13 protein-coding genes are annotated in these 13,647 nt (G+C 34.8%); 6 read left to right on the top strand and 7 right to left on the bottom strand.

What is annotated here, in order from left to right:
* Positions 1–50: 50 nt before the first annotated feature.
* The 3 genes from ACHRWY_RS14085 to ACHRWY_RS14095 all read right to left on the bottom strand — a co-directional run bounded on the left by ACHRWY_RS14085 (position 51) and on the right by ACHRWY_RS14095 (position 5,107).
* Positions 51–3,518: a T9SS type A sorting domain-containing protein gene (locus ACHRWY_RS14085; protein ID WP_395355459.1), complete on the bottom strand. Its 3,468-nt coding sequence runs from the start codon at positions 3,516–3,518 to the stop codon at positions 51–53.
* 302 nt (positions 3,519–3,820) lie between these two features.
* Positions 3,821–4,573, bottom strand: coding sequence for an SDR family NAD(P)-dependent oxidoreductase (locus ACHRWY_RS14090; RefSeq protein ID WP_395355461.1), 753 nt, complete (start codon positions 4,571–4,573; stop codon positions 3,821–3,823).
* Positions 4,574–4,738: 165 nt separating this feature from the next.
* Positions 4,739–5,107, bottom strand: a complete 369-nt coding sequence (locus tag ACHRWY_RS14095; RefSeq protein ID WP_395355462.1) for a hypothetical protein — start codon at positions 5,105–5,107, stop codon at positions 4,739–4,741.
* A gap of 244 nt (positions 5,108–5,351) precedes the next feature.
* Between ACHRWY_RS14095 and ACHRWY_RS14100 the strand changes: the two genes are divergently transcribed.
* The 3 genes from ACHRWY_RS14100 to ACHRWY_RS14110 all read left to right on the top strand — a co-directional run bounded on the left by ACHRWY_RS14100 (position 5,352) and on the right by ACHRWY_RS14110 (position 6,746).
* The gene (locus tag ACHRWY_RS14100) at positions 5,352–5,561 is read left to right on the top strand and encodes a hypothetical protein (RefSeq protein ID WP_395355464.1); all 210 of its coding nucleotides are present in this window, start codon (positions 5,352–5,354) and stop codon (positions 5,559–5,561) included.
* A 75-nt stretch (positions 5,562–5,636) separates the two neighbouring features.
* Complete coding sequence (locus ACHRWY_RS14105) at positions 5,637–6,218, top strand: pseudouridine synthase (RefSeq protein WP_395355466.1); 582 nt, start codon at positions 5,637–5,639, stop codon at positions 6,216–6,218.
* 72 nt (positions 6,219–6,290) lie between these two features.
* Entirely contained in the window at positions 6,291–6,746 is a 456-nt protein-coding gene (locus ACHRWY_RS14110; protein WP_395355467.1) for a tRNA (cytidine(34)-2'-O)-methyltransferase, read from the top strand.
* Between the two features lie 226 nt (positions 6,747–6,972).
* Here ACHRWY_RS14110 and ACHRWY_RS14115 read toward each other — a convergent pair whose 3' ends face one another.
* The 4 genes from ACHRWY_RS14115 to ACHRWY_RS14130 all read right to left on the bottom strand — a co-directional run bounded on the left by ACHRWY_RS14115 (position 6,973) and on the right by ACHRWY_RS14130 (position 10,575).
* Positions 6,973–7,749 (bottom strand): ABC transporter ATP-binding protein, encoded by a 777-nt coding sequence (locus tag ACHRWY_RS14115; protein WP_395355468.1) that lies wholly within the window; start codon positions 7,747–7,749, stop codon positions 6,973–6,975.
* A 96-nt stretch (positions 7,750–7,845) separates the two neighbouring features.
* The gene (locus ACHRWY_RS14120) at positions 7,846–8,259 is read right to left on the bottom strand and encodes a GxxExxY protein (protein WP_395355469.1); all 414 of its coding nucleotides are present in this window, start codon (positions 8,257–8,259) and stop codon (positions 7,846–7,848) included.
* Positions 8,260–8,398: 139 nt separating this feature from the next.
* The gene (locus ACHRWY_RS14125) at positions 8,399–9,427 is read right to left on the bottom strand and encodes an iron chelate uptake ABC transporter family permease subunit (RefSeq protein ID WP_395355471.1); all 1,029 of its coding nucleotides are present in this window, start codon (positions 9,425–9,427) and stop codon (positions 8,399–8,401) included.
* A gap of 5 nt (positions 9,428–9,432) precedes the next feature.
* Positions 9,433–10,575, bottom strand: a complete 1,143-nt coding sequence (locus tag ACHRWY_RS14130) for an ABC transporter substrate-binding protein (protein WP_395355472.1) — start codon at positions 10,573–10,575, stop codon at positions 9,433–9,435.
* Between the two features lie 165 nt (positions 10,576–10,740).
* Between ACHRWY_RS14130 and ACHRWY_RS14135 the strand changes: the two genes are divergently transcribed.
* From ACHRWY_RS14135 to cobT, 3 genes are all read left to right on the top strand, one after another.
* The gene (locus tag ACHRWY_RS14135) at positions 10,741–11,103 is read left to right on the top strand and encodes a DUF5522 domain-containing protein (protein ID WP_395355473.1); all 363 of its coding nucleotides are present in this window, start codon (positions 10,741–10,743) and stop codon (positions 11,101–11,103) included.
* 187 nt (positions 11,104–11,290) lie between these two features.
* Positions 11,291–11,800, top strand: a complete 510-nt coding sequence (cobU, locus tag ACHRWY_RS14140; RefSeq protein ID WP_395355475.1) for a bifunctional adenosylcobinamide kinase/adenosylcobinamide-phosphate guanylyltransferase — start codon at positions 11,291–11,293, stop codon at positions 11,798–11,800.
* A gap of 141 nt (positions 11,801–11,941) precedes the next feature.
* Entirely contained in the window at positions 11,942–13,621 is a 1,680-nt protein-coding gene (gene cobT / locus ACHRWY_RS14145) for a nicotinate-nucleotide--dimethylbenzimidazole phosphoribosyltransferase (protein WP_395355476.1), read from the top strand.
* Positions 13,622–13,647 lie beyond the last annotated feature (26 nt).

Genomic DNA, 13,647 nt, shown 5'->3' on the forward strand with positions numbered 1-13,647 from the left:
AAAAAGGCAGTTCAAAACTGAACTGCCTTTTTTAGGTTTTACTTTCTTTTTTATTTTTTTATGATCTTACCTTTATAGACCACTTTATTATTCTCTGTTAAAGTATACACATAAATACCAGATCGTAAATAACTTACCGGAATTGCTGTTGTACTTAAATCCTGTGTAGCATTTACTTCGACAGGATTACCAACCAAATGCCCTGAAATGTCATAGAATCTTAATTTTAGATTTCTGTCAGTAGTCGTTTTAACTGAAACATTTACCACATCACTTACAGGATTAGGGAATGCCTGCACAAAATAGCCGTTTTTAGTTTCAAAATCAATAGTAGATAAAACATCTTCTTTTAGGTTAAAACGAGCAATTACAGGTCCGTGATCTGAAGTTGTGTTGATATAATCCACAATATCTGCTCTAGGGTCGTAAACAGATATCGAATTAGCAATGTATTGATCATTCAACTCATTAGAAATAACAATATGATCTAAAAAGCTTTCCGGTGTAAAATTAAAATAACTATTTTTTCCCTGTTGACTAAGTCCTAAAGTCAGAGCATTATATCGGGTTTGATCTACAACAAAATTTTCGTAGGTCGAAGGATTATTCGTACCTACTACGGATGCTTTTACATCATCATTAAAATCTCCTAAAATAATTAAATTATGATTGGCATAATATTGATCTAAACTGTCTTTTAATACTTGAGTATCATATTTACGCTGGTTGTATTTTACAATATCAGCTCCGCTGTTGGCACGCGCATGAAGATCGACAACATTTATGAGCTTTTTAACTCCGCCAATATTGGTTTCTAATTGTACCATGTAAGGCAAACGTCCTGATGAGAAAAAACTCGCACTAGGGTTTACAGGAGCAGGACTCGCTACCGGATAATTAGTCAAAGTTTTTGTTCCTGCAAGCAATTCATCGTACAAACCTTTAAACATTACTTTTGTAGCTTTAACTGTAGTAGTTTTTGTGTTGTAAAGCACTACTAATTTTTGAGGTGGAAAAGTTGGTGATTCCGGTTCATGTGAATACGACCATGAAGTTGAAATTGTCTTATCGAATGTTTTTCCGTTAATGTTTATTTGTTTAATCAAATCGTCGATAGCCCCGTCATTCGAAACTTCCTGAACGACATAAACATCGGCATTTAGTTTATTCATTACTTTGGCAACATTCTCAACTTGCAAAATATCATCTGTAGGGCCAAATTCTTTCCCGGTTGCGTCTTTTACATCAGAAGCAAAAAATTCTAAATTGTAAGTTGCAATATCAAAAGTATCTACTTTTGGAATAGATGTCGCTGTTAAAGTACCTATTTGTTTATTTAAGGAAGTTCCCGTTGCAGTTAGAATTCCTGTAATTGTTACTTCTTTTGCAATAGGCGCAAATCTAACATAAACTGGTTTTCCCGCTGCAGCATCGGCAGCGCTAACAGTAACATTTGATAAAAATGAACTATTATCTAAAGATACCTGATAAGAAGAAGAGGCCGTAATTGTAATATCTCCGTAACCTTCTCCTTTTAAAACAAAAGACTGACTTGCCGAAAATTCGCCAGGATGTGTATCATCTAAATCTAAAACAGGATTTGAAACCAAATAAGCCGTTTCATTACTAATTTTAATATCGTCTAATGACCATTCGGCAGCAAAAGTATTGCCTCCCTTTGTGGTTTCATAAACCCATGCCAAATAAACAGGGCTTGTTTTATAAGCATCTAATTTAATATATTGAGATTTGGTATATATATTGGTAATAGCTGGAAAATCACCTTGTAATTCTGTCCATGTTGCCGTTTCCGGATTACTTTTGCCATCATAATCACTAGAAACCATTAATTTTAAACCTGGCCCTGCATAATACTTACGAGAATAAAAAGAAAGTAAAGCATAATTTGTAAAAGTATCTAAATGTAATTTAGGCGAAATCAACCAGTCTTTACTTGGTCCGTTATCAGAATATCCGTTTATTAAAACCGCTCCTGCTCCTGAATTTATATTCTTCGCACTTGTTGTTGCTACCCATTTATTTAAAGGACCTGATACATTGTATTGTGTCCATCCGCTATTGGTTAGTACATTTGAGTCATTAAATCCTTGCTCATACGGATTAATTCCTGCTCCGCTAAGAGTAACCGTTTTGGTTACTCCACCAGTTGTTGTATGTGATATTTGTCCGGAAGAATTGCCTAAAGCAGTTGGAGTAAATTTTACATAAACCGTTGGTGTTGCATTTGAAGCAAAATCAGAAACTGAATATGTAATTGAAGATGCAAAAGTCGAATTATCTTTAGATAATGTAAAGTTTGACGAAGACGAAGTTACAACTACATCATTTGTTAAATCTGTAGCCTGAATTTGATAGCTTGAAGCTTCTGAAGTATAGGTCGGTTCAGCAAAAAGACTTAATGAAGTTACTGTTGAAGACAACACTGGAATCACAACGTTTGAAGTTGTAACATCTACTTTATTAACCGCTGTCTGAACATTTCCATAGGGATCCTCAGAAACGGAGAAAACAGAATACGAAGTTCCCAAACTTAATCCTGCAAAACTTTGTAGGTATTCCTGAGAAGCCTTTGAAATAGTAAGAAATCCTGATTGCAGCGCAGCAACATTATTTCCATCATTTCCGGCCTTTACCTGAGCTACAGATGGTGCTGCACTTCCTGCCGGTACTAAAGCATAATATGTTTTTCCTATTTCATCTATTTTATTAATAAAATCAAAACTATCTGATAAAATATTATTTGTTTTAGGATAACCCAAATTATTAATTGGAGCGGCAACATCTTCTCTAATGTCTAAATTATCAATGGCAAATGAAGGTCTTGAACCGCCACCAATAACTTGCTTTGCAATCCATCTTATTTGTACCAATGGCTGAAAGTTACAAGTAGCAGGCAAAACTACTTTAATATTTGTCGAATTTATGGGATCTGTCAACCCTGCATCTTTATGTACTGTTTTATTACTTAAATAAGCTGTTTCTGGTAATGTAATAAAGGGTCCGGAAGCACCAACTCGATACTGCAATGCCATTTCGTAGATGCACAAATTGCTAGTACCATTATAAGGATTTCGAATAACCATTGCATCATATTTTACCTGTAAGTTTTTATGACCAGTAGCTACAAACGCGAAACCTATTGCTAAATCTAAATTACTTGTATCCAAAAAACCAATTTTCCCATTATAATTGTGAACACCTCCTGTACCAAGACCTGCTGTACTATTCGCACGAAGATTTTGGTCAGTAGCACTCAAAGCTGCACTATATTCTGTTCCTGGAGCACCTCCATTTGCAGTCCACCCCTGAAAACCAGCTGGATAAGTTGCAGAACTTGCTGGTAATGAATTAAAATTTTGTTCGTAAGTAAGTGTTAAATCCTGATTAGGAGTTAATTCCTGAGGAGTTGGCATTGTCTGCGCAAAAAGATTTCCCGAGCAGCAACAAAAAAAACTTAAAAAAGCCATGAGATGGCGTACAGAGTAAATGTTTTTCATACGTTTAAAAAATAGAGTTTTTAGAAATCAAATTTATACTCTTTAAAGTTAAGGGAATATTGTGAAAACATAAACTTATTGTTTCCTATTTTATAAACATCTTCTAACAAAAATCAACTTATTATTAAATAAATTATACAATTACCATAGTTTTACTGACTTTACATTATTATATGTTATTGAAAGAATTTACTTCACTACATAAATTTAACAAGATTAAACTCTATTAATATAGATGAAAAAGAATAAATAAGGCTATCCCGAACTGAGATAGCCTTATAAAATATATACGAAAAAAAAGTTTAAATGGCAGTATATCCACCATCAGCAATAATATAACTTCCTGTAGTGAACGACGATTTTTCAGAACTTAAAAAAACTACCAATTCTGCAATTTCTTCAGCAGTTCCTAAGCGGTTCATTGGTGCTTTTGCAGCAATTGCTTTCATAGCATCATTATTTAAATGATCTTTTAGCAACGCTGTTTCTATATAACCCGGGCCAATTGCATTACAACGAATATTCTTTAAGGCATATTCTGCTGCAATATTTTTAGTTAAGCCTACCACTCCGTGTTTAGAAGCGGTGTAAGCAGGACTAAGCGGAGCTGCAACTTGTCCGTGGATCGAAGCAATGTTTACAATGCTTCCTCCTCCGTTTTTTTCCATTTGCTCTAATTGGTAGCGACAGGCATAAAAAACACCACTTAAATTTAAAGCAATTACTTTATCCCATGCTTCAGGCTCGTATTCTCCTGTAGGTTTTGCAGGTCCGCCCATTCCGGCATTGTTACAGGCAATATCAAGTCGGCCATATTTTGAAACGGCCACTTCTACCATTCGTTTGTTGTCATTTGCAGTTGAGGAATCGCCTTTTACAAAAAAAGCCTCACCAGCCTGATCCTTTATAACTTTTACGGTTTCTTCTCCGTGTTCTACATTGATATCTGAAACTACTACTTTTGCTCCTTCACGAGCATAAGCTTCTGCAACCGCGCGTCCGATTCCTGAACCTCCACCGGATACAAAAGCTACTTTGTTTTCTAAAAGTGACATAATCTTACATTTTAAATTTCTAGCTACAATTTACGAAGTTATCGAGGGATAACCATTGGAAAAACAAGCTTTAGAAAAACATTAACGTGCTTTGCCAATGATCTGTTATTTTATCTAAAAATGGCAAAAATCAACAAAAAAATCACTATTTAAAGGAAACAAGGCTTACTCGTCTAATTTCATGTTTCCGCGGTCTTCATGACTTTCCGGATTAGAGTCAGGATAACGATTGGGTGTGATATCTGAATTTCGATCTTTATTTTCTACTGTTTTTTTCGCCTCTTCTTCTGTAGAAACACCACGATTTGCATTCACATTTTTTGGATCAACACTATCTTTCACTTTTTTAACATCCTCATTTTCATTTCGTGCCCTGCCTACTACCTCTTTATTTCCATCTGCATCGGTTACTACTTCTTTTTTCAGATTGGCATCATCCGATTTTCCGTCATGCGAAATGTTCTTCCCTTTCGATTCATCCATATCTTTTTGTACTCCGTTTATCTTTTTAGAGCCTAAATTATTAGTTCCCATAATTTTATATTTTAATGTTATTATTATAATATTACGAATTATAAGACGAAAAATTAAGCTCTTTAACATAGCTTTTGGTTTCATTACAGCATTAAACTTCACTTTAAAACACAAACAAAGTATTCGTTTTCAAATCATTACCAGTCTAATATTGTAAATTACAATGTGAAATCCTATTTTTAGCATGACCCAAAAAGAAAAAAACTGTTTCTAAATCATTCTCACAACACAAAAAACAAGTGCTATGAATTTTTTCAAAATCAAAACAAGCTGGACAAATGGTGAGTTTACTATCATCAAACTTTGTATTGCCTCCGCCTACATTCTAATTGGAAGTTATTTTCATGATTTTATCAAAAATTATTATACTCCTATAGTAGTCATCTTTGGTATAACCGTAATTTGGTTCGTTTATTTATGGGTAAAGAAAATGAAATCAGGAAAACAGGAATAACGTATAAATTTCATTTCAATTTCTTCTTTAATTACACCTCAAACAAAACTATCTTTGCAGTCAAAAAAATACGGCATGCACCAACACTTTATTCTTTTTAAACCTTACGGCTATCTGAGCCAGTTTATTTATGAATTAAAAAGAAAGAAAAAGCTTTTGGGAGAATTGTATAATTTTCCCGAAGGAACGATGGCTATTGGCCGATTAGACGAAGATTCTGAAGGTTTGCTTTTACTGACTACCGACGGAAAAGTAAGCGAACAAATAAGAAGCAAAAAAGTAAACAAAGAATATTATGTTCAGGTTGACGGGGTTATTACGCCGGAAGCAATTGAGCAATTACAAAAAGGAGTCGAAATTGGTTTTGATGGTGGCAAATATAAAACCAAACCCTGCTCTGCTTTTATAGTTACTGAAATTCCGGATTTTGGTCCAAGAGCAAAAAAAATACGGGACGAACGCCATGGGCCAACGTCATGGGCCTCGATAACGGTAAATGAAGGAAAATTTCGTCAGGTTCGAAAAATGACTGCCGCAGTTGGTTTTCCTACTTTACGTCTGGTACGTGTTCGTATAGGAAATGTATATTTGCAAAACCTGAAAGCCGGAGAAGTTGTAGAAGTGTCCGATTTTAAATTAAATAATGTGTCAATTTGAAAATTAGAGAATTTTGGTATTAGATCATTACCTCCTTTTAACTCTTACCCCTTAACTCATAACCCCTAAAAAATGCTAAACGTTGTTCTTGTAGAACCGGAAATACCTAATAATACCGGAAATATCGGAAGATTGTGTGTAGGCACCGAAAGCCGATTACACCTAATTCATCCGTTTGGATTTGTCATTAACGATAAAAATTTAAAGCGTTCCGGTTTAGACTACTGGGTGCATCTTGAGGTAACCGAATATCAAAACTTAGAAGAATGGATTCAGCAGATTCCGGATCATTCCCGGGTTTTTCTGATGAGTTCACATGCCGAAAAATCATATCTGGAAACTGATTTCCAGGATGGAGACTGGTTGGTTTTCGGAAAAGAAAGTGTTGGTTTAAGCCCTGAAGTTCTGGCACGTTTTGAAAATCATTTAACGATTCCGATGTCTAAATTAATCCGAAGTTTTAATATCGCGAATTCTGTTGCTTTTGTTGTTGGGGAAGCTAAGAGACAGATTGGATTGAAAAAATAATATGGAAAAGACAATTACGGTAAAGGATGCAATAACTAGAGGTAAAAAAGATTGTTTCCTGGCACAAGATACACCATGATAGAGTATTTGCTCAAACGAGTGGAAAAAGATCAACAAATTATCTCATATTTAATAGTGAAATGACAGACATAGATGAGTTAACTATCAAATTTGATGACTTGGAGAATTTATTACATGTTTACAGAGCACGTTTTGAGAACAATAATTAGGTCACAATAAACTTCCCTTTTTCAGCATCAAAAGTAATATGCTCATCTTGGAACAAAGTAGCAAAACTTCCGTTTGAAATTAAATTACAAGGTTGATCCTGAACCACCAGATCTGACGTCATGATGATCATTTCATCACTTAGCTGAATTGCCAGATCGATATCATGAGTCGAAAATAAAATACACTTTTGGGTTTCCTGTGTCAGCTTTTTCAGCAATTTGAACAATGAAACTTTGTGGAGTAGATCGAGGTGTGTTGTAGGCTCATCCAGAATAATAAGTGGTGTGTCTTGTGCCAATGCCCGTGCTATTAACACTTTTTGTAATTGCCCGTCGCTAATTTCGAAATGCTTTTTTTGAGCCAGATCCTCGATTTGAGTGAGCTGTAAAGCTTCCTGAACTTTTTCAATATCAGTTTGCGTTAAAGTGCCAATCCAATTCGTGTATGGCTGACGGCCCAACGCCACCAATTCAAAAACAGACAGATTACTTGGTGGTAATTTTTCGGTTAAGACTAAACTTAAATTCTGGGCTAAATCTAATGGCTTATAAGTAGATATGTTTTTATCATTCAACAAAACACTTCCCTCTAATGGTTCCTGAATTCCTGTAATTGTTCTTAATAAAGTTGATTTCCCAATTCCGTTTGCTCCAATTAATGAAATAAGCTTTCCTGAATTCAGGTTCAAATTTAAATCCTCAGCAATAGTCACAGTAGTTTTCCCGGACTTGTAGCCAATAGTTAAGTTTAAGGTTTTTAAGATCGATTTCATTTCGGCGTATTTTTTAAACACATAGAAACATAGATTTTTCTTTTAGTGTAAAAGTTATTTTAAAATTTACTCGTAAATTATCACATAGCTTACTTCTTAAAACTTTGGTAATAATTTATAATACTCATTCACAAATGTTTTTTGTCCTTCTTTAAAAATATTAAAACAATTAAAATTGATTAAAATTCCTTTTGGGGCTTGTAAAAGCTTTATATATGTAAAAAGTTGGGCTTCATGCATATTATTTATTTCAGATACTGCCTTTAATTCCATAACTAAACAGTTTTCAACAAACAAATCACATCTTAAATCAGTATTTAATTCTTTGCTTCTATATATTAGTGGCACCTTCATTTCAGTCGAAAAATTTATTTTTCGATACATTAATTCTTCTTTCAGACATTGGTGATAAATACTTTCCAGCAATCCTTTGCCAATTGTTTTATGCACCACAATACAAGCACCAATTAGCTCATAAGTTAATTCATCTAAATACTTTTGCGTAAACATTAATTCTTTAATTTAAATAGAGTCAAAGTTTAAATCGCATAGTCTATGATTTTTAAGGAAAAGTGAAACGCCTTTTTAGACTTTTCAAAACTATGTCTCTATGTGTTTAAAAACTAAGATATAAATTAATTGTAAGTTTTTACTGAAAATTTCTTTTTCGCATTAACAAATAAACTACAACCGGTGCACCAATTATAGAAGTGATAGCATTAATAGGCAATGTGGTATCTAATCCGGGTAATTGCGAGGCAATATCACAAAACAGCATAATGATACCGCCATAAAAAAGCGTGCTCCAATACAAAACTGCATGATTACTGGTCTGAAAAGTCAGCTTGGCAATATGCGGAACCGCAAGACCAATAAAGGCAATAGGACCTGCAAAAGCCGTTACACTTCCTGCCAGAATACTGGTTGCAAAAATGATTGTTAATCTTGCTTTTTTGTAATTCAATCCCATGCTTTTGGCGTAATTCTCTCCCAGAAGTAACGCATTCAGAGGTTTAATACTACCAGCACTTAACAGCAAACCAAAACTTACACAAACCGCCAAAATAGAAATTGAGGTCCACGAAAGATTTCCAAGACTTCCTAACGACCAAAAGGTAAATTTTTGTAGCTGTTCTGCTGAACTAAAATAGGTTAAAACCCCAACGATAGCACTGGTAAAACTACCAAACATAAGTCCTATAATTAAAATTGCCATTGTGTTTCTTAACTTTTGCGCTACTACTAAAACCAACATTAAAACCGAAATACTTCCTAATGTCGAAGCCAGTACAATGGCGTATGGCGACAATAAAACAGCATTCAAAAATGAAGGCAGTAAACCTGCACCTAAAATAACAATAGCGACAGCCAAAATTGCTCCGGAACTTAATCCTAAAACATCGGGTCCCGCTAACGGATTTCTAAATAAGGTCTGCATCAGTAAACCACTAACTGATAGTCCAATTCCAACTAAAAAAGCTGTGATTGCTTTTGGCAAACGATAATTTATAATAATATATTCCCAGGTCGATTTACTGGCCTGCCCTCCCGTTAAACTCGTATAAACTTCTTTAAACGGAATGGTAACAGATCCCAGACTAATGTCCAGAAAAAAAATAAACAAAAGTACCAGCCCCAGTACCGAAAACAGGATTATATTTCGCTTTTTATTTACCAATGCAATTAGTTTAATTTAGATGCAAAAGTGAATTCGTAGCTTGGTAATAAATCAGGATGAAATATTTTGATATAATCTTTTAAAACCAAATCCGGACGGCTTGGCGCCAATTCATAATAAACCGTTCCTCCGGTTGCCCCCAGTTTACCTTCGAAAGTATACACATTTTTAGAAGTAAAAGCATCAAATTGTGCGTAGTGCGGATTGGTTTTTCCAAATTCCTCCAATGTTTTAAACGAACCTGAAGCAATCCAGAAATTAGCTGTTTTTGCTTTAACCAGCACTTTTTCAAAAGATAGCCCTTCGCTACCGGTTCCTTTTAAATCTGCCCATAAATAATTAGCCTGAGCATCTTTCATAAACTGGGCAACCCAACTGTTTCCTTTGGCAACATACCATATGTCCTGATACATAGAACCATATAAAACTGTTGAAGCAGCAGGTTTATCGGCTACTAATTTCTTTGCCTGATCGTAACTCAAGACGATTTTATCAAATAATTCTTTAGCTTTATCCTCTTTCCCAAATAAAGCGCCATAAAGCTTGATCCATTCTGCTTTTCCCAGTGGGGATTGTTCCATCCAGTCTGCCTGAATAAAAACAGTAAGCCCGCTTTTTTTCAGATTGTCCAACATCGAATTGTTATTATCTACACCAAAAGTGACAATTAAATTCGGAGCTAATTCGATCAGCTTTTCGATATTTAATTTCTCATTTTCACCCAAATTTTTAACAGAACCTTTATCAATTAAAGCTCTGGTTTTTTCAGATGAAACATAATCCGTATGAGGAAAACCTACCAGTTTGTCTTCGACTTCCAGCATTTCAAGAAACGGAATATTGGTTGTAGAAGTGACCACAATAGATTCTAACGGAACTTTGATGGTTGTATACGCTTGTAAACTGTCCGGAACCTTAGCTTCTTTTTCTTTTAAAATATAAGTGAATTTTGCATTGGCATTTGGCCAGGGATCAGAAACTGTTACGACTGAATATCCTTCGTGTTTTACGATAGAAAGCCCGGAAGCATATTCGATACTATTCTTTGCAATTTCAGTTTTTGCAATCTCCGCAGTTTCATTCTTTTTACATCCAACAAGAATAAAAAAGGGTAAAATAAAAATCAATTTGGGTAATAAATTTTTCATATATCAGGTTATCTTATTTTTTTAAGGAATAGTTTTTGCTTTCTCCAATTTCAATTGTAATCTGATTTCATGATTTGGATTTTCGCAGTGACAAAGGTAAGTCAATTTCTATTTTTTTTGTTTACCTTTATTCTTACAAAATACAACAAATACCATCTTTCCCCTATGAATAGCATAAAAACAAAAGTTTGCTCAAGCTGTGAATCTTCTTTTAGTTGCGGAGATATTTCTGTAGAAAGTAAATGTTGGTGTAATGACTTCCCTCCTATATTTAACCTTTCAGAAGGAGGAGATTGCCTTTGTCCGGTTTGCTTCAAAGAAGCCTGCGAAGATAAAATTGATGCTTACGTAGAAACCCTCACTCCCGAAAAAGCCTTAAAAAATAAAGCAATATCTTTACCTCAACAAGAAAAACTAATAGAAGGTATTGATTATTATCTCGAAAATGGCAATTACGTTTTTAAATCCTGGTTTCATCTCAAAAGAGGAAGTTGCTGCGGAAATGATTGCAGGCATTGCCCTTATTAATCCCTATTAGTTTTGAATTATAAGTTCATGACTGATTCTTAAACCACAATTAATCTTTTGCGTTAGGGATAGAAGCGGTATCCTTTTATTTTTTTTCTTTAAAAAAATAAAAGATAAAGCGTATAGCCCGACCGGAGGGAACGCCATAAAAATTCACAATTAAAAATTAAAAATCCACAATTAAAAGATGATTTACTTAATTACCGGAGGTGAGCGATCAGGAAAAAGCACTTATGCCCAAAATTTAGCCTTGCAACTATCCAATTCGCCAATTTATGTCGCAACAGCCAGAAAATGGGATGCCGATTTTCAAAACAGAATCGATCGCCATCAGCAGGAACGCGATGAACGCTGGACAAATATCGAAGAGGAAAAATACTTAAGTAAAATTGTTTTTAGCGAAAAAACGGCTTTGATTGATTGTGTAACGCTTTGGCTCACTAACTTTTTTATTGACCATAAAAATGATGTGCATTTAAGTCTGGAAGAAGCCAAGAAGGAATTTCTTTCAATTGCCAGTCAGGAAAACATTACTTTGATTATTGTAACAAACGAAATTGGAATGGGCGTTCATGCCGAAACTCATATTGGCAGAAAATTTACCGAATTGCAAGGCTGGATGAATCAGTTTCTGGCATCGAATGCAGATGAAGTCGTTTTAATGGTTTCAGGAATTCCGGTTAAGATTAAAGGATAGCAATAGCAATTTCAAAAATCAATCATAAAAAGAAATTCCAAATCTTAAATTCCAAATTCCAACGCTATACTTTATCTTTACATCAACTTCAATTTTGATTTTTGAAATTGAAATTGAATCTTGCACTTGATACTGAAAATTATGAGCTACCTTGATGATATTCTAAAATCGCGCCGTGATACCCGACATTTCACCGCAGATGAAGTTCCGGACGAAGTAATTGAGAAAGCTTTGCAAGCCGGACATTGGGCTCCTTCTGTAGGGTTAACGGATGCGACAAGATATTTCATCATCAAATCTGCTGAAGTTAAAACGGCAGTAAAAAACCTGTTTTTAGATTATAATAAAAAAGCCGAAGAACTTACGGATAATCCCGAACAAAAAGAACATTATAAATCCCTCAAATTAGAAGCAATTGAAGAAGCACCAATCGGGCTCATCATTGCGTATGACCGGGCTGTGCTGAACCAATTTACGATTGGAACGGTTGGCAGTAATGAAGCGGTTAAATTTAGTTCGGTTTGTGCGGCACAAAACATTTGGCTTTCGCTTACAGAACAAGGTTATGGCATGGGCTGGGTTTCAATTTTGAATTATTATCAGTTTAAAAAAATTCTTGATTTACCAGAAAATATTGAGCCTCTGGGCTATTTCTGTATTGGAAAACCGGCAACGAATTACGATAATCAGCCGATGCTTCAACAATTACACTGGAAACAAAAATCAGAAGCTCCGGATTGTAAAGAAATTAAAGATATTGTTAAAAATTATACTTTCGATTTACCTTTAGAATCTCCAACCGAAGCTAAGATCGAAAATCATTTCAGTACACTTTTACAGGAAAAAATCGATGCTAAAACCAAACCTATTGGAGCTTTAGGTACTTTAGAAAAATTGGCATTTCAAATCGCAACGGTTTTTGAAACTTTAAATCCAAAAATAATACATCCGAATATTGTCGTTTTTGCCGCTGATCATGGCATTGCAAATCATGGCGTAAGTGCCTACCCGCAAGATGTTACCCGACAAATGGTTGGTAATTTTCTTCAGGGTGGCGCAGCAATAAATGTTTTCTGTAAACAAAATAACATTCAATTATCGATTGTAGATGCCGGTGTTAATTATGATTTTCCAACAAATGCGAACCTCATTCATGCTAAAATTGCCAAGGGGACACAATCTTTTTTACATATTCCGGCAATGAGCGAAACCGAATTGCAATTGTGTTTCGAAAAAGGAAAATCGATTGTAGAAAATATCGCTAAAACCGGTTCTAATTGCATCGGTTTTGGTGAAATGGGAATCGGGAATACTTCAACAGCTTCGGTTTTAATGAGTCTTCTAACCAGCCTGCCTCTTGAAGAATGTGTTGGAAAAGGCACTGGGGTTGAAAATAAAAAATTGCTTCAGAAACAAAATTTACTTCAAAAAGCCATTGAAAATTATTCCGGTCAGGCCGAATTAAACCAGCAACTCGCCTATTTTGGAGGTTTTGAAATTCTACAAATGGCTGGCGGAATGCTAACTGCTTTCGATCATAAAATGATTGTTCTGGTTGATGGTTTTATTTGTAGCGTAGCCTTTTTGATTGCTTCAAAAATTAATCCGAATATTATACAAAATGCTGTTTTTTGCCATTGTTCGGCTGAAAAAGCACATCAAACGCTATTGAATTACCTGAATGCAAAACCTATTTTAAATCTGGATTTGCGTTTGGGCGAAGGAACCGGCTGTGCAGTAGCTTTCCCCATTTTAAAATCGGCTGAAGCTTTTTTAAATGATATGGCCAGTTTTGAAAGTGCCGGCGTTAGCAGGAAATAATAATAGTTTTCAGTAGCTCATTAAAA

The organism is Flavobacterium sp. FlaQc-48 (assembly GCF_044007335.1).
Taxonomy (GTDB): Bacteria; Bacteroidota; Bacteroidia; order Flavobacteriales; family Flavobacteriaceae; genus Flavobacterium.